The following is a 15,235-nucleotide window of genomic DNA, read 5'->3' as shown; positions in this document are numbered from 1 at the left end:
CCGCGCCTGTGACGACGTAAGGACTCCCCCGGTATGACCGCCCTCCCCGCCCCCGTCCCGGCGCTGCTCGTCATCGACGTCCAGTCGGCGTTCGTCGCGGGTGACGCCGCCGTGCCCGACGCGCCCCGGCTGCTGGACCGGGTGACGGATCTGGTCGGGCGGGCCCGGGAGGCCGGGGCGCTCGTCGTGCATCTGCAGAACGACGGCCCGGCCGGGGAGCCCGACGAGCCGGGGACGCCCGGATGGGAGCTGCACCTGCCCGTGCGCACCGGCCCGGCCGAGACCGTGATCCGCAAGAGCGAGGACGACGGTTTCGAGGGGACGTCGCTGGAGGCCGAGCTGACGGCGGCGGGCGTCCGGTCGCTCGCCGTGTGCGGGGTGATGTCGGAGATGTGTGTGCTGGCCACCGCCCGCCGGGCCCTGGAGCTGGGCTACCGGGTCGTCCTGCCGCACGACGCCCACGCCACGTACGACATTCCGGCCGCGCCGGACATCAGTGACGTGGTCCCTGCGGCGATGGCGTCGCGGGTCGCGGAATGGGCGCTGGGCGACGAGGTGGAGCTCGTGGCGCGGGCCACGAACGTCACTTTCAGCACCGCGGGAACGGCGTGATCGGCCGGTAGATGGTGACGCCATCCGGTGCGGCGATCGGCGGTGCGAGGTACGCCGCAAAAAGGTGACGGTATGACCGGCGGGATCCGTACGGAGCGCCGCCGCCATTCCGTGCGGCAGCCCTCCACAGGCCCTTTCGCCACTTGCCCGAAAAGGGCTCGCGGCCATGCGCCGGCCTGTTGCGCGACCACTCGAACGGCCCCCCGACAGGCGTAATCCCCCTGTGGTCGTATGAGCGAGTCACGCGCACGATTTCGCCACATATCTGCCAAAGTGCACTTCGGCTTTACTCACCGGATTGAGCGAAGAGAGCCGTGCGTGCTGCACATGCGTCGTACTGAAGAAAGACAATTGACGGTCCTTCATTTGGTTCAGCCCGTGGACGGCGGAGTGGCCCGGGTCGTCACCGATCTCGTCAGGGCCCAGGCCGGGTCCGGGCTGCGCCCCGTGGTGGCCTGTCCGCCCGGCAGTCCGCTGGCCCTCGGGGCTGCGGCAGCGGGCGCCGAGGTCCACGACTGGTCCGTCACCCGTGCCCCCGGGCCCCGGCTGGCCGGTGAGGTCGCCGCCGCGCGCCGGATCGTCCGCGCGAGCCGCCCGCACGTGGTGCACGCCCACAGCGCCAAGGCAGGGCTGGCGGGCCGGATCGCGGTGCGCGGCCGGGTCCCCACCGTGTTCCAGCCGCACGCCTGGTCGTTCGAGGCCGTCGGCGGGCGCACCGCGGAACTCGCGCTCGGCTGGGAGCGGTTCGGCGCGCGCTGGGCCGATCACATCCTGTGCGTCAGCGAGTCCGAACGCCGTACCGGACAGGAGGCGGGCATCGCGGCCCGCTGGTCGGTCATCCACAACGGCATCGACCTCGACCGCTTCCGTCCCGGCGGCCACGCGGACCGGGCGGAGGCCCGCGCCTCGCTGCCCCTGCTGGACGGTGTCGACCGGGACGCTCCGCTGGTCGTCTGCGTCGGCCGGCTGACCCGGCAGAAGGGGCAGGACGTCCTGCTGCGGGCCTGGCGCCGGATGCCGGTGGCCGGGGCCCGGCTGGCCCTGGTGGGCGACGGGCCGGACCGGGGCGGACTGGAGGAATCGGCCCCGTCCAGCGTGCTGTTCACCGGTGCCTGCGAGGACGTACGGCCGTGGATCCACGCGGCGGACGTCCTCGTGCTGCCCTCCCGCTGGGAAGGCATGGCCCTGGCCCCGCTGGAGGCGATGGCCTGCGGCCGCGCCGTCGTGATGACCGACGTGAGCGGGGCGCGGGAGAGCCTGCCGCCCGGCCACGAGGACCACTGTCTGGTGCCGCCGGAGGACCCGGCGGCACTGGCCGCGGCGCTGACCGCGCTGCTCACCGACCCGGAACTGCGCGAGGCGGTGTCCCGCCGGGCCCTGCGCCACACCCGGGCGGCCTTCGACGTCCGACGGACCGCGGGGGCGGTTGCCGGTCTCTACCAGGAACTTGTCGGCATGTCCGGCCCCACGACGAGGAAGCGCACCGAGCGATGACGATGGAGAGTGCACCGGTTCCCGGCGCCGGCCAGGCCACAGCCGTACAGGCTCACACCGTTCATCCGCCGCGAAGAAGCGGTGGCGGTGCGCAGGCGCAGCCCGGCGAGCGCCGGGCCGTCCGGTACGGCCGTCCCGCACCGCTCCTGTGCGCGGACGCCCTGGCCCCGGCGGTGACGTTCGCCCTGGTCGTCCCGGTCTCGTGGCCGTGGCCGCTGGTGGCCGTCCAGGCGGTGGCGCAGGTGCTGCTCTTCGCCCGACGCGGCCTGTACCGGATGCGTTTGTCCTCCTCGGTCCTCTCCGAACTGCCCGCGCTCCTCGGTCTCGCCCTTCTCCAGTGGTACGTGACCATGGAGGTGCTGGACGCCTGGGCCCCGCAGCAGGCGATCGACTGGGCGGTGCTCGCGTACGGGGCGGGCGTGCAGACCGCGCTGACCTGCGCGGGACGCGCGGCCGTGTACCGGGCGCGGCGGCGGTCCGCCGCCCGCCGCCCGCTGTCCACGCTGGTCGTGGGCCAGGGGCCGCCGGCCCGTCAGGTGACGGCGGCACTGTACGACCATCCCGCGTACGGGCTGCGGCCGGTCGGTCTGGTCGCCGCCCCCGCGGCCGGGGACGAGAAGCAGACGACGGGTTCCGACACCAGGCCGCTCCCGGTCCTGGGCTCGCTCCAGGAGGTGGGGCGGGCCGTCGTGCAGAACAGCGTGCGGCACGCGGTGTTCACTGCGCCGCCCGAGGCCACCCCGGACGGGGCCGCTCTCTTCACCCTGCTCACCGGACACGGCTGCCGGGTGTGGCTGGTCACCGGGCCCGGAGCCGTCGCGGGCCCCCCGGTGGGAGGCCGCCCCGATCACCTGTGGGGCTTCACCGCCCAGCCCCTGCACGACGTGGCGAACCATCCTCTCGGCCACGGGGTGAAGCGGGCGATGGACGCCGTCCTGGCCACGGCCGGACTGCTGCTGGCGGCCCCGGTGATGGCGGCCTGCGCCCTGGCCGTGCGGCTCTCCGACGGACCGGGCGTGATCTTCCGGCAGGAGCGCGTCGGCCGCCATGGACGTCCTTTCGTCCTGCTGAAGTTCCGCACGCTGCGGCCCGCCGACGTCCAGGAGTCGGCCACCCGCTGGAACGTCGCATCCGACGGGCGGATGAGCCGGGTCGGCCGTGTGCTGCGCCGGACCTCCCTCGATGAGCTGCCGCAGCTGTGGAACGTCCTGCGCGGCGACATGAGCATGGTCGGACCCCGCCCCGAACGCCCCTTCTTCGTGGCGCAGTTCAGCCGCGCCTATCCCGGCTATCAGGCCCGCCACCGGATGCCGGTCGGCATCACGGGTCTGGCCCAGGTGAACGGGTTGCGGGGTGACACCTCGATCGAGGAGCGGGCCCGCTTCGACAACAACTACATCGAGACCTGGTCGCTGTGGCAGGACGCGTGCGTGCTGGCGCGGACCGCGGGCTCCCTGTTCCGGCTCGGAGGCAGCTGATCATGGCCGCCGTCCTGACTCCGCCCGCGCCGACGCCGTCAGCCGGGCCCCGCACCGTCTCCCGTCCCTCGTGGGGCGGTTGGCGCAGCCGTTGGCCGCTGCTGCCGCTGGTCGCCACCGTCCTGCTGCCCGCCCTGCCCGCCCTGCCCCACGGGCTCTCGGGCGGGGGCGGCGGTCCGGCGGTCGGACCGGCCGACCTGGCCTCGGGCCTCGCGGTGCTCGTGTGCGTGGGACGGCTGCTGTATCTGCGCCGGCGCCCGCTGAGCGCCGCCGCCGCGCTGGTGCTGGGGCTGCCCGCCGTGGGCTTCACGGTGGCCACGGTCACGGCGGCGGACCCGGCGGCGGCCCTGCCGGGGCTCGTGCGCTATCTCCAGGTCTTCGTCCTCGTACCGATCGCCGTGTGTCTGCTCCTCCGGGACGCGCACGGGTTCCGGATCGTCGCCGGCTCGCTCGTGCTCCTGGCGGTGGTCCAGGGCATCACGGGCGTCCATCAGTACGTCACGGGGACCGGCGCCTCCTACATGGGCGAGGACATCCGGGCGGTCGGCACCTTCGGGCCCAGTGACGTCATGGGGATGGCGACCGTCGTCGCCTACGGACTGCTCGTCGCCGCGGCCTGCGCCCTGCGCACGCCCGGCGACGCCCCGGCCTGGCTGCGGCCGGCAGCCGCCGTCCTCGGCGTCGCGCTGATCGTGCCCCTGACGCTGTCGTTCAGCCGGGGCGTGTGGATCGCCACGGCCGCCGCGGTGCTCGTCGCCCTGGCGCTGACCGGGCGGCGGCAGGCGCTGACGTCACTGGCCGTGCTGGGCGCGGCCGGGTTGGTGGTGGTCGGCGGGTTCGGCATCGGCTCCGAGATGATCGCGGACCGGGCCGCCAGCGTGACCCGGGTGACCAGCACCCCGGACCGGTCGGTCGGCGACCGCTACGCGATGTGGAGCGCGGCGGGCGCGATGTGGCGCGAGCAGCCGGCCGCCGGGGTCGGCCTCAAGGGCTTCCCCGTCCACCGTGACGGACACGCCTCGATCGGGCTCTCCTCCGGCAGCGACACCGCCGGGGCGGGCCAGGAGTTCCGCCGGCAGGCGCTCCTGTCACCGCACAACATGTATCTCCTCGTCCTCAGCGAGCAGGGCCTCATCGGCCTGACCGCGCTGGTGGGCAGCTGGGCGGCGATCCTGGTCGGCGCGATCCGCAGACTGCGCGTCGCCCGCTCGCGCGGACACACGGCCCTGGACTGCGGCCTGGCGGCGGTGGCCCTGATGACCTGGCAGAGCGTCAACTTCCTGTACGCGGACATCGGCGGGCCCACCACGGTGCTGAGCGGCGTCATCCTGGGGCTGGCCGCCTGGTGGGCACTGGCCGAGCCGGACCGGGTGAGCGCCGCATGAGCGACACCGGTACGGGGACGGAGGCCGAGCCGCGCCCGGCGGACACGGCACCCGTCCCGACGCTGCTCCCGGCGCCTGGGGCGGGGCCCGAGGGACCAGTCGCCCCCGGCACCGCGCCGGAGACGGACAGCGGCGAGGCGCCCCGGCTCGGGTCCTTCCTCGCCCGCGCGGCGGCGGGGACAGCGGTGCTGACCGTGCTGGGGGCCGTCCTCGGTCTGGTGCGGGACCAGGCCATCGCCCGGTACTTCGGGGCGAGCGACGCCAGCGACGCGTTCCTCATCGCCTGGACCGTGCCCGAGATGGCGGCGACGCTGCTGATCGAGGACGGGATGGCGCTCCTCCTCGTCCCGGCCTTCAGCCTTGCCCTGACCCGACGCGCGGCGGGCGAGGGGGGACCCGGTCCCGACCCCGTACGGGATCTGGTGGCGGCCACGCTCCCCCGCCTGTTCCTCCTGCTCTCCGGCGGCGCGGCCCTGCTGATCGCGGGCGCCCCGTGGTTCGTGGGCATGCTGGCCCCCGGCCTCGCCGATCCGCGGCTCGCGGTGGACTGCACCCGGCTGACCGCGGTCACCGTCCTCACCTTCGGGATCACCGGCTACTTCAGCGCCGCGCTGCGCGCGCACCGCAGCTTCCTGCCGCCGGCCGGGGTCTATGTCGCGTACAACCTCGGCATCATCGGGATGACGCTGGCCCTGCACGCGGCGTGGGGGGTACGGGCCGCGGCGGTGGGGGTCGCGGTCGGCAGCGTACTGATGATCCTGACCCAGCTGCCCCTGTTCCTGCGGCTGGTGCCGCCCGGGCGGCCCCGGCTGCCGAGGCTCGGGCGACGGAAGCGGCGGGCCGCGCGGACCGCTCCGCTGCTGGGGTTCGCGGTCCTGGCCCCGGTGGTCCTGTTCGTGGTGAGCCGTCAGTCCCAGGTGCTGGTGGAGCGCTTCCTCGCTTCCACGCTGCCGGCGGGCGCGATCTCGCATCTGAACTACGCGCAGAAGGTCGCACAGATGCCGATGGTGCTGTCGCTGATGATCTGCACGGTGACCTTCCCGGTGGTCGCGCAGGCCATGGCCGCCGGGGACCGGGAGAAGGCCCGGCGGCGGGTCGAGCGGGACCTGGCGCTGGCCGGGATGGTGGTGCTGCTCGGCACGGCGGTCGTCCTCGGCTACGCGCCCCGGATCATCGAGGTGCTCTTCCAGCGCGGCGCGTTCGACGTCTCGGACACCGACTCCACCGCCCAGGTGATGCGGGTGTACGCGCTGGGGCTGCTGGGGCACTGTCTGGTCGGCGCGCTGAGCCGGCCGTTCTTCTCGTCCGGGCGGCCCACCTGGTTCCCGGCGTTCGCCATGGGCACCGGGCTGCTGGTCACCATGGGGGCCGGGTACGCGCTGACGTACCGCTTCGGCGTGAACGGCATCGCGACCGCCAACGCGATCGGGATCAGCACGACGGCGCTGCTGCTCCTCATGGGCCTCGGCCCCCGGGTGGTGCCGATCCGGACTCGGGCCGTCGCGCTGTCGCTGGGCCGGCTCACCGGGGCGTCGCTGGCGGCGGGCGTGGCCGGCTGGGCGTGTGCTCCCCTGGTGCCCGACGCGTTGCTGAGTCTCGCCGCCGGGTGTCTCCTCGTCCCCTCCGTGTTCTTCCTGACCGGGCTCGCCCTGCGTTCGCCCGAGGTCGTATCCCTGCTGGCACTCACCCGACGGAGGTTCCTTGATGGCCGCTGAATCCTCGGCACACTGCGCCGACGCTCCCTCGTCCCGGCTCCGCCCGCACACCCGCCGTCAGCCATGGATCCTCACGTACCACTCGGTGACGGACCCGAGCGACGATCCGTACGGCATCACCGTCTCCCCCGAGCGCCTCGACGAGCAGCTGTCCTGGCTGCGCAGCCGGCGGCTGACGGGGGTGGGGGTGTCCGAGCTGCTGCGCGCGGGGGCGGCGGGGCGGCGCGGGCTGGTCGGGCTGACCTTCGACGACGGGTACGCGGACTTCCTCGGCGAGGCACTGCCGGTGCTGCGCAAGCACGGCTTCCGGGCGACGGTCTTCGTGCTGCCGGGACGGCCGGGCGGGGTCAACGCGTGGGACCCGCTGGGTCCGCGCAAGCCGCTGCTCACCCACGAGGACGTCCTGCGGGTCGCCGCCGCGGGCATGGAGGTCGGCTCGCACGGCCTGTACCACCAGGACCTGACGGCGCTGCCGGACGAGGAGCTGCGCCGGGAGGCCGTCCACAGCCGGGAACTGATCGGCGATCTCACCGGCACGCTCCCGGAGGGCTTCTGCTATCCGTACGGGATCCTCGACCGCCGGGTCACGGAGGCCGCGCGTACGGCCGGTTACGGCTACGCGTGCGCGCTGGCTCCCGGCCCGCTGCTCAGCCGGTTCGCCCTGCCCCGCACCCACATCAGCCAGGCGGACCGGGGGGTGCGGCTGTGGGCGAAGGATCTGCGGCACGGGCTGCGGCAGGTGGCGGCGCCCGGTACGGGCTCGCGGGTCGCCGGGCCGGTGCGGACGGGCGGCCCGCGGTGAGGGCGCTGCACGTCATCACCGGGCTCGGGGTCGGCGGCGCCGAGCGCCAGCTGCGGCTGCTGCTGCGTCATCTGCCGGTGGAGTGCGACGTCGTGACGCTCACCAACCCGGGGGCGGTGGCCGAGGAGCTGCGGTCCGACGGGATCCGGGTGACCCATCTCGGGATGCGCGGCAACCGGGACCTGTCGGCCGTCGGAAGGCTGGCCCGGCTGATCCGGGACGGCCGCTACGACCTGGTCCATACCCATCTGTACCGGGCCTGTGTGTACGGCAGGATCGCGGCCCGGCTCGCCGGGGCCCGGGCCACCGTCGCGACCGAACACTCCCTGGGGCGCGCCGAGATCGAGGGCCGCCCGCTCACCCGGGGCATCCGTGCCCTCTACCTCTCCACCGAACGCCTCGGCTCGGCGACCGTCGCCGTCTCCTCCACCGTGGCCGGCCGGCTGCGGGACTGGGGGGTGCCCGCCGACCGGATCCGGCTGGTGCCCAACGGGATCGACGCGGACCGGTTCCGCTTCGACGGGGAGCGGCGGGCGTCCGTCCGGGCGGCCCTGGGCATTCCCGAGGAGGCGTTCGTCGTCGGCGGGGTCGGGCGGCTGGTGCCGGGCAAGCGGTTCGACGTGCTGATCCGCGCGGTCGCCGCCCTGCCCGAGGCGCGGCTGCTGCTGGCCGGGGACGGACCGGAGGCGGGGGCTCTGCGGGCGCTGTCCCTGCGGCTCGGTGCGGTGGACCGGATCCGGTTCCTCGGGGAGTGCGACGAGGACGGGGACGGCCCGGTCCCGGGTGTGCCGGCGCTGCTCAGCGCCCTGGACGCCTTCGTCTCCACGTCGCGAGAGGAGTCCTTCGGCCTCGCCGCCGTGGAGGCGCTCGCCGCCGGACTGCCCGTGCTCCACGACGCCTGCCCGGCCATCGACGACCTGCCCGCAGCCCACGCCCCGGGGGCCACCCGGATCGCCGGGAGCCCCGAGGAGCTGACGGCCCGGCTGCGGCAGCGGATACAGGCCCGCGGGGACCGGCAGCCGCCGCCCCGGGCCGTCGGCCATTACGACATCAGGCGCAGCAGCGAGCGCCTGATGGATGTGTACGCGTACGCCCTCGACACCGCCCCACCGAACCGGAGAGCCCTTTCATGACCGAGTCACCCGAGCAGCAGCGACATGTCGTCGTCCGTCGGCTGCGCACCGCCCTCACCCGGCTTCCGCACTGGTGGCCGCTGCCCGTCTGTGTGCTGATCGGCACCGCGTCCGGACTCTCGTACGGTGCGCTCGCCGCGCCGCAGTACGAGGCCACGAGCTATGCGATGGCGGTCGCCGAAGGGGAGACGGACCCCTCGGCGGCACTGGGGTACGCCCAGTCGTACGGGCGGCTGACGACGAGCGACGCGACGCTCTCGTACGCCCAGGGCGCGGCCGGCGAGCCGTTGCGCGAACTGCGGTCCCACGTCCGGTCGGAGACCTCGCCCGACTCGCCGATGATCGCGGTGACGGGCACGTCCGAGGACCGGCACCGGGCGGCCGACATCGCGAACGCGGTCATCGAGGCCGTCGTCGTGAGCAGCGGCCACGTCTCCGAGGACACCGGGGTGAAGCTGATCAAGTTCACCCATGCGATGACGCCGGACCGGCCGGTCTCACCGTCGGTGCCGCTGGGTAGCGCCGTGGGGGCGGCGGCGGGCGGTCTGCTGGGCGGTCTCGTGCTGCTGGTGCGGCCGCGCCGGGCCGGCTGGAGCGTCTCGGCGCAGGTGCCCGGCCCGACGGCCGGGGGCGGCAGCGTCGCCCAGGACGAGCGGGAGCTCGTCCGATGACGGCGCACCGGGCGGGCAGCCTCGCCGTGACCCTGTGCCGGGACTTCCGGGAGTTCGGCGCGCTGGCCGGGGAGTGGGACGCGCTGCACCGCCGCTGCGCCACCGCCACCCCGTTCCAGAGCCACGCGTGGCTGCACTCGTGGTGGATCTCGTACGGGCAGGAGGGCCGGCTGCGGGTGCTGCTGGTCCGCCGGTCGGGGCGGCTGATCGGGGCGGCCCCGCTGATGCTGGTGCACCGTCCGATGCCGCTGCTCGTCCCGATGGGCGGGGCCATCTCCGACTTCTTCGACATCCTCCTGGACGAGGAGGAGGCCGGGTACGCGGTGGGGGCGCTGGGGCGCGGTCTGGACCGGGCTGCCCGGCACACCGTGGTGGACCTGCGGGAGGTCCGGCCGGACGCGTCCGCGCAGTTGCTGTTCGGGCGGTGGCCGGGAGCCAGGAGCCGGCTCACGGACTCGACGTGCATGGAGCTTCCGGCCGAGCCGCTGGCCGACCTCGTGGCCCGGCTGACGGGCTCGCGGGGGCAGCGGCTGCGCTCGAAGCTGCGCAAGGTCGACGCGCTGGGCGTCGAGGCGCACCGGATCCCGCGGGACGGGGTGCCGGCGGCGGTCGGCACGCTGCTGCGGCTGCACGAGCGGCAGTGGGAGGGCCGGGGGGTCAATCCCGAGCATCTGCGGGCGCGGTTCTCGGACCATCTGATCCGGTCGGTGGGGCGGATGGTGGCGGACGGCACCGCGGCCATGACCGAGTTCCGGCTGAACGGCGAGGTGGTGGCGTCCAACCTGTCGTTGCAGTCCGGGCATCTGACGGGCGGCTATCTGTACGGCGCGGATCCGGCGCTGCGCGAGCGGAAGGTGGATGTGTCGACGATGCTGCTGCGCGAGGTCGCCCAGCAGGCCTCGGACGCCGGGCGCGAGGTGCTGAGCCTGCTGCGCGGTGCGGAGAGCTACAAGAACCACTGGGGGCCGGTGCCCGTGGTCAACCAGCGGCTGCTGCTGGCCCGCCCGGGGCTCGAACCGCTGCTGCGGCTGCGCGAGTCGCAGGTGGCGGTGCGGGAGCGGGCGGTGGAGACCGTGAAGGCCCGGTTCCCGGCGGCGCGTGACTGGCGCGAGCGGCTGACGGGGCTTCCGGTGATCGGGCGCTGACGCGCCGGGCGTACGCCGGGCAGGGGCGTCGGAGATATCACCTATGAGGTGTTCCGTTACCATCCGGCGTCTCCCGCGTTGACAGGGGGTGCGGGCCTCGCGTCCGCAGCACACCCCCTTCTTTACAAGGAGTTCTGAATGTCTCGTATGACGAAGGTCGCCGCGGTCATGGCGGGCACCGGCGCCCTGATCGCCGGCGGCGCCGGCATGGCGTCCGCGGACGCCGGCGCGCAGGGCCTCGCGGCCGCCTCCCCCGGCGTCGGCTCGGGCAATGTGGCCCAGCTCCCCGTGCACGTGCCGGTGAACCTCTGCGGCAACACGATCAACGTGGGCGGTCTGCTGAACCCGGCCTTCGGCAACACCTGCGTCAACGCCGACGGCGGTCACCACGACAAGGGCGACTACGGCTACGGCCGCTGATCCCCCGTAGTTCCGGAAGGGCCGGCTCCCTCCTCGCGGAGGGAGCCGGCCCTTCCTTCGTCCGGGCTCAGGCGTAGCGGTAGGTCTTGCTGTGGTCGAGGAGTTTCCTCGGGGTCACTCCCCACGGGGGCATCGCCTCGTCGATGCCGAAGACGTAGTCACGGTCCGGTCCGGGCGAGGCGGGCTTGCGGCCCGGTAGGTAGGCGGACTTCGGGTGGGCCTTGCGCCACCGGTCCCACAGCAGGTCGATGAAGGAGTGGTGGAGCCAGAACACCGGGTCCTCGGGGGAGGCCGCGCCCGCCATCGGACCCCCGACCCACTGGTGGACCTGGTTGTGGAGGCCCACCGTGCGCACACCCCGGATCCCCCATCCCTCGATGCGGTTGCGGAAGCCCTCGGTGCTGATGCTGTTCCAGGGCTGCGTGTCGTAGACGGGGTCCTTGAGCGCCCGTGCCACGTCGTTCCCGGTGGGGAGGGAGACCGGGTTTCCGCCGGGCCTGCCGAAGTTGCGGGTGAGGTAGTGCTCGTCGGTGACGCCCCTGCCCACGCTCCAGTTGCCCGCGTCGTAGGCGAACGCTCCGGTGGTGACCTGGCGGTCGCCGGGCCTGCCGTTGCCGCCGAGGAAGTCCTCCGCCCACAGGGATGAGGTCGGCTTGTTGTCCCGGGTCCAGTCCCAGTAGGGGACGCTGACGCCCGCGTCGACGCCCTGGAGCGCCTTCTCGAACTCCAGCAGGTACTGGCGGTGCCAGGGGAAGAACGAGGACGTCATGTGCGCCGGACGCGGCCGCCTCTCGGTGTCCATGACGTAGTACTCCCGGTGCATGACGACGAAGTCGTCGTAGCGGCCCGAGCGCTTCAGTTTCAGGATCGCGTCGACGAGTCGGCGCTTTTCGGTGCGCGTGAGGTCGCGCTGGTTCTTGCGGGTGTACACCGGTGCTGGTCCTCCTGGTTCACATGCGGTGTGTGGCGGGGTGCGCGAGTCCGGCGGCGCCGAGCTCGTCGACGGCGGCACGGGCCGTCTCCAGCAGCGTCGGGTACGACTCGTAGTGCCGAACGTCGCTCAGATAGGTGCCGTCCGCCCGCCTCATGACGTGCAGCGGCCTGCCGTCGATGCGGATCTCGGTGCCGGGTTCGGCGGCGACCAGCACGCGGTCGTCGTCCGAGGCCGCGGCGGGGACGACGGCGGTCGCCGTCCCCCGGATCTCCCGGCCCCGGTACATCTCGGCGAACTCTTCCGTCGTGGCTCCGGGGCCTGCTCCGGGCGCCTCGGGCGCCGGCGCGGGCCGGGCCGCGGTGGCCTGCTCACGGTCGAGCAGCGGGATCAGGGCGCCTGCGGTGCCCGTGACCACGGCTGCGGTGAAGGCTCCGCGCAGGACGATCCGGCGGGAGGGAACGCGGGTGCCGCCCGGTTTCGCGGGGGTGGGGCTCATGAGATGACTGCCTGCCTCTCGTTGACTCGACTCGTTAACTCGTCCGAGTTGCCTCTGATGGCGATGTTGACAACGAGGCGATGGCGAAACAGTTCTCGTGCGTGCGGCGTACGGCCCACTCGCGGCGGTCACGTTGGGTCAAACGCGTGAGGGCGCGGGGCCATCAGGCGCTACGGGCCGCGTCGGGCGGCCTCCTACGGCCGGTGGACCGGAACATGGCCGGGCGAACCGTGGAGGTGATGGGCATGACCGTTCCGTACCAGCTGTCCGGGGACCGTGTACTGCGCGCGGCGGACGTCGATCTGGCCGACCCGGCGTTCTGGCGGTTGCCGCGCCCCGAGAGGCTCCGGGCGTTCGCCCTGCTGCGGGAGCTGGACGCGCCGGTCCTGTTCACTCCACGGCCCGGTACCGCGCGCACCTCCGGCAAGCCGTTCCACGCCCTGGTGCGCCATGCCGACGTGCGGACCGCGAGCCGCACGCCCAAGGTGTTCGCGAGCGCCCCGGGGGTCACCACCCCGGAGCCGGCCGGCTGGGCGAAGGCGCTGTTCGGGAACTCGATGGTCAACATGGACGGGCCCGAGCACGCGGCGCTGCGCCGGATCATCTCGCGGCGGTTCACCCCGCGGCTGCTGGCGGACGTCGAGGAGAACGTCGGCCGGCTCGCCGGGCGGCTGGTGGACGAGCTGATCTCCGAGCGGCCCGGGGACTTCATGCCGTCGGCGGCCTCACGCCTGCCGCTGGAGGTGATCTGCGACCTGATGGGCATCCCGCAGGCGTACCGGGCGCGGATCGCGGAGCAGATCGACCACGCCTCGGAGCACGTCGGCGTCGAGCGCCGGGGCCGGGCCCGGCTGCGGATTCCCGGCCGGGGGCTGGCGTCCCTGGCCCGGATGCAGTGGGTCATGGGGCGCCTCGCCCGGGAGCGCCGCCGGCACCCCGAGGACGACCTGGTCTCGGCGCTCGTGCGGGCGGACGTCGACGGCGAGGCACTGTCCGGGCGGCAACTGGGGGCCTTCTTCTCGCTGCTGCTGGTGGCCGGGGTGGAGACGACCCGTAACGCCATCGCGCACGGGCTGTTCCTGATCGACCGGCATCCGGAGCAGCGGGAGCTGCTGCGGTCCGACTTCGACCGGTACATCGGCGGCGCCGTCGACGAGATCGTCCGGCATTCCACGCCGATCATCCAGTTCCGCAGGACCGTCACCACTGCATGCGAACTCGGCGGCCGTACGTTCGTTCCGGGCGAGAAAGTCGCCCTCGTCTACGCGTCGGCCAATCGCGACGAGACGGTTTTCACCCATCCGGATCGCTTCGACATCACCCGGTCGCCCAATCCCCATCTGGGGTATGGCGGCGGGGGCCCGCATCACTGTCTGGGAGCTCATCTGGCCCGCCTCGAAATGACAGCGCTGTTCCGGGAACTGATCGACCGAAGGCCCGTCATGCGGAATCTGGGAGATCCGGAACTGGTCGATTCGAATTTCGACAACCGGGTCGGTTCGCTGCCGTTCACGTTCGGCCCCACATTCACCTGAACAGCACACCTGCAACGCCGAATACGATAAATGGCCCCCTGCGCATGCCGCCGTTGCATGATGATGAAACTCTCTCTATCAGGCCGAACCGGCCGAAATTCACCGCAGCCAGGAGGAGTAATGCCGGCAAAGCGCCGTCTCATCGTTTCGTGCATCGCGGCGGCTGCTCTCAGCCTCCTGGCCGGTGGCGGCATCGCGGGCCAGTCGCCGCCGGGCGCCGATTCCGTCGACGGTGCCGCCCCCGGCCCGCCGGGGTCCGGGAGCGGCACGGCGCACGGCGCGTATCTGGACTACGGGCCCGCCGGGGTCAGCAGGATGGCCGAGTTCTCGCGCTGGCTGGGCGGGGCGGAGCTGCGGGTGGGGCATACGTATCTCCCGGGCGATCTGTGGGTGAACATCGAGGGCGCACCCGCTTTCCTCGACGCGTGGGCGGACTGGAGACAGGCGGACCAGGACCGGATGTTCGTCCTGAACGTGCCGATGCTGGAGCGCAACGAGGAGCGGGTCCCGGACGACGAGGTCCGCACCCTGCTCCGGAAGGGCGCGGCCGGGGACTACGACCAGCACTTCACGCGGCTCGCGCAGCGCCTGGTGGGGCTGGGCGTCCCGGACACCGTGATCGTGCTCGGCTGGGAGATGAACGGCACCACGTACACCCATCGGTGCGGACCCGATCCCGCGTCCTGGAAGGCGTACTGGGAGCGGATCGTCACGGCGATGCGCGCGGTGCCCGGTCAGGAGTTCCGCTTCGACTTCACGCCGAGCCGGGGGCGGGACGCGGTGCCGTGGACCGAGTGCTACCCGGGCGACGACGTCGTCGACATCATCGGGATGGACTCCTACGACCAGCCCCCCGGCGAGACCTTCGACGACCAGATCACCGACCCGTACGGGCTCCAGAAGCACGTCGACTTCGCCGCGGAGCACGGCAAGCCCATCTCGTTCCCGGAGTGGGGGCTCTTCCGCAACGGCGACAACCCGGAGTACATGCGGCGGATGCTGGAGTGGATCGCCCGGCACGAGCCGCTCTACCAGACGATCAGTGACTACTGCCCGCACGGCGTCTGGCAGTGCAAGAGCAATCCGCGGTCGTCGAAGGTGTTCCGGACGATGCTGACGGAGATGGCCGCGCCCGCCGAGCCCGGATCCGGCCCCACGCCCACACCCACACCCACGCCCACGGATCCGGCCCCGTCCCCGTCGGTCCCGTCGGTTCCGTCGGTTCCGTCGGTCCCGTCGGTCCCGCCGTCCCCGGCGGCTCCCGCGCCCGCGCCCGCGCCGCCGGAGACCGGGGCGCCGCCCACCCGCGGGTGGTGCGTCACCGTGCCGTTCGGCGACTGGCTGGGCCCTTGGCTCAAGGAGCGCGAGATCTGCTTCCGCTACTGACCTCGGGCATGGAAACGACTCCGGCCCTC

At 73.2% G+C, this 15,235-nt stretch carries 14 protein-coding genes; 12 read left to right on the top strand and 2 right to left on the bottom strand.

Features of this window, described 5'->3' with window-relative positions:
• The first annotated feature begins 33 nt into the window (after positions 1-33).
• The 10 genes from IG90_RS0117520 to IG90_RS0117475 all read left to right on the top strand — a co-directional run bounded on the left by IG90_RS0117520 (position 34) and on the right by IG90_RS0117475 (position 10,855).
• The gene (locus IG90_RS0117520) at positions 34-612 is read left to right on the top strand and encodes a cysteine hydrolase family protein (protein ID WP_030584855.1); all 579 of its coding nucleotides are present in this window, start codon (positions 34-36) and stop codon (positions 610-612) included.
• 318 nt (positions 613-930) lie between these two features.
• On the top strand, positions 931-2,106 hold the full coding sequence (locus IG90_RS0117515) for a glycosyltransferase (protein WP_078585287.1): 1,176 nt from the start codon (positions 931-933) through the stop codon (positions 2,104-2,106).
• Positions 2,103-3,584: an exopolysaccharide biosynthesis polyprenyl glycosylphosphotransferase gene (locus IG90_RS0117510; protein ID WP_030584848.1), complete on the top strand. Its 1,482-nt coding sequence runs from the start codon at positions 2,103-2,105 to the stop codon at positions 3,582-3,584. The genes IG90_RS0117515 and IG90_RS0117510 overlap by 4 nt, the downstream gene beginning before the upstream one ends.
• Positions 3,585-3,586: 2 nt before the next feature.
• Positions 3,587-4,969 (top strand): O-antigen ligase family protein, encoded by a 1,383-nt coding sequence (locus tag IG90_RS0117505; protein ID WP_030584844.1) that lies wholly within the window; start codon positions 3,587-3,589, stop codon positions 4,967-4,969.
• Positions 4,966-6,684 (top strand): murein biosynthesis integral membrane protein MurJ, encoded by a 1,719-nt coding sequence (gene murJ, locus IG90_RS0117500; RefSeq protein WP_030584841.1) that lies wholly within the window; start codon positions 4,966-4,968, stop codon positions 6,682-6,684. The genes IG90_RS0117505 and murJ overlap by 4 nt, the downstream gene beginning before the upstream one ends.
• Positions 6,674-7,486, top strand: a complete 813-nt coding sequence (locus IG90_RS0117495) for a polysaccharide deacetylase family protein (protein ID WP_030584838.1) — start codon at positions 6,674-6,676, stop codon at positions 7,484-7,486. Before murJ ends, IG90_RS0117495 begins: the two co-directional genes overlap by 11 nt.
• Entirely contained in the window at positions 7,483-8,619 is a 1,137-nt protein-coding gene (locus IG90_RS0117490; RefSeq protein WP_030584834.1) for a glycosyltransferase, read from the top strand. The genes IG90_RS0117495 and IG90_RS0117490 overlap by 4 nt, the downstream gene beginning before the upstream one ends.
• Complete coding sequence (locus IG90_RS0117485; RefSeq protein ID WP_030584831.1) at positions 8,616-9,290, top strand: YveK family protein; 675 nt, start codon at positions 8,616-8,618, stop codon at positions 9,288-9,290. Before IG90_RS0117490 ends, IG90_RS0117485 begins: the two co-directional genes overlap by 4 nt.
• The gene (locus IG90_RS0117480) at positions 9,287-10,435 is read left to right on the top strand and encodes a GNAT family N-acetyltransferase (protein WP_030584827.1); all 1,149 of its coding nucleotides are present in this window, start codon (positions 9,287-9,289) and stop codon (positions 10,433-10,435) included. The genes IG90_RS0117485 and IG90_RS0117480 overlap by 4 nt, the downstream gene beginning before the upstream one ends.
• 138 nt (positions 10,436-10,573) lie before the next feature.
• Entirely contained in the window at positions 10,574-10,855 is a 282-nt protein-coding gene (locus IG90_RS0117475) for a chaplin (RefSeq protein WP_030584825.1), read from the top strand.
• Positions 10,856-10,922: 67 nt separating this feature from the next.
• On the opposite strand, the gene IG90_RS0117470 is transcribed toward IG90_RS0117475, so the two are convergent.
• Both IG90_RS0117470 and IG90_RS0117465 read right to left on the bottom strand, forming a co-directional pair.
• A complete protein-coding gene (locus tag IG90_RS0117470) occupies positions 10,923-11,786 on the bottom strand; it encodes a tyrosinase family protein (RefSeq protein WP_030584822.1) in 864 nt (287 codons plus the stop codon).
• Between the two features lie 19 nt (positions 11,787-11,805).
• Complete coding sequence (locus IG90_RS0117465) at positions 11,806-12,285, bottom strand: tyrosinase family oxidase copper chaperone (protein WP_030584819.1); 480 nt, start codon at positions 12,283-12,285, stop codon at positions 11,806-11,808.
• A 245-nt stretch (positions 12,286-12,530) separates the two neighbouring features.
• Between IG90_RS0117465 and IG90_RS0117460 the strand changes: the two genes are divergently transcribed.
• Both IG90_RS0117460 and IG90_RS0117455 read left to right on the top strand, forming a co-directional pair.
• Positions 12,531-13,820 (top strand): cytochrome P450, encoded by a 1,290-nt coding sequence (locus IG90_RS0117460; RefSeq protein WP_030584817.1) that lies wholly within the window; start codon positions 12,531-12,533, stop codon positions 13,818-13,820.
• 120 nt (positions 13,821-13,940) lie between these two features.
• A complete protein-coding gene (locus IG90_RS0117455; RefSeq protein ID WP_030584814.1) occupies positions 13,941-15,206 on the top strand; it encodes a glycoside hydrolase family 26 protein in 1,266 nt (421 codons plus the stop codon).
• The last annotated feature ends 29 nt before the right edge of the window (positions 15,207-15,235 follow it).

This window comes from Streptomyces anulatus (genome assembly GCF_000721175.1).
Lineage (GTDB): Bacteria > Actinomycetota > Actinomycetes > Streptomycetales > Streptomycetaceae > Streptomyces > Streptomyces anulatus_C.
Note: the sequence above shows the minus strand (reverse complement) of the source record. Positions and strands in the feature narration are given on the sequence as shown.

What these genes read in the sequence shown, in the direction of transcription:
- IG90_RS0117520 (WP_030584855.1), top strand. Translation starts at nt 34, where the DNA reads ATGACCGCCCTCCCCGCCCCCGTCCCGGCGCTGCTCGTCATCGACGTC.
- IG90_RS0117510 (WP_030584848.1), top strand. Translation starts at nt 2,103, where the DNA reads ATGACGATGGAGAGTGCACCGGTTCCCGGCGCCGGCCAGGCCACAGCC.
- IG90_RS0117505 (WP_030584844.1), top strand. Translation starts at nt 3,587, where the DNA reads ATGGCCGCCGTCCTGACTCCGCCCGCGCCGACGCCGTCAGCCGGGCCC.
- murJ (WP_030584841.1), top strand. Translation starts at nt 4,966, where the DNA reads ATGAGCGACACCGGTACGGGGACGGAGGCCGAGCCGCGCCCGGCGGAC.
- IG90_RS0117495 (WP_030584838.1), top strand. Translation starts at nt 6,674, where the DNA reads ATGGCCGCTGAATCCTCGGCACACTGCGCCGACGCTCCCTCGTCCCGG.
- IG90_RS0117485 (WP_030584831.1), top strand. Translation starts at nt 8,616, where the DNA reads ATGACCGAGTCACCCGAGCAGCAGCGACATGTCGTCGTCCGTCGGCTG.
- IG90_RS0117480 (WP_030584827.1), top strand. Translation starts at nt 9,287, where the DNA reads ATGACGGCGCACCGGGCGGGCAGCCTCGCCGTGACCCTGTGCCGGGAC.
- IG90_RS0117475 (WP_030584825.1), top strand. Translation starts at nt 10,574, where the DNA reads ATGTCTCGTATGACGAAGGTCGCCGCGGTCATGGCGGGCACCGGCGCC.
- IG90_RS0117465 (WP_030584819.1), bottom strand. Translation starts at nt 12,285, where the DNA reads ATGAGCCCCACCCCCGCGAAACCGGGCGGCACCCGCGTTCCCTCCCGC.
- IG90_RS0117460 (WP_030584817.1), top strand. Translation starts at nt 12,531, where the DNA reads ATGACCGTTCCGTACCAGCTGTCCGGGGACCGTGTACTGCGCGCGGCG.
- IG90_RS0117455 (WP_030584814.1), top strand. Translation starts at nt 13,941, where the DNA reads ATGCCGGCAAAGCGCCGTCTCATCGTTTCGTGCATCGCGGCGGCTGCT.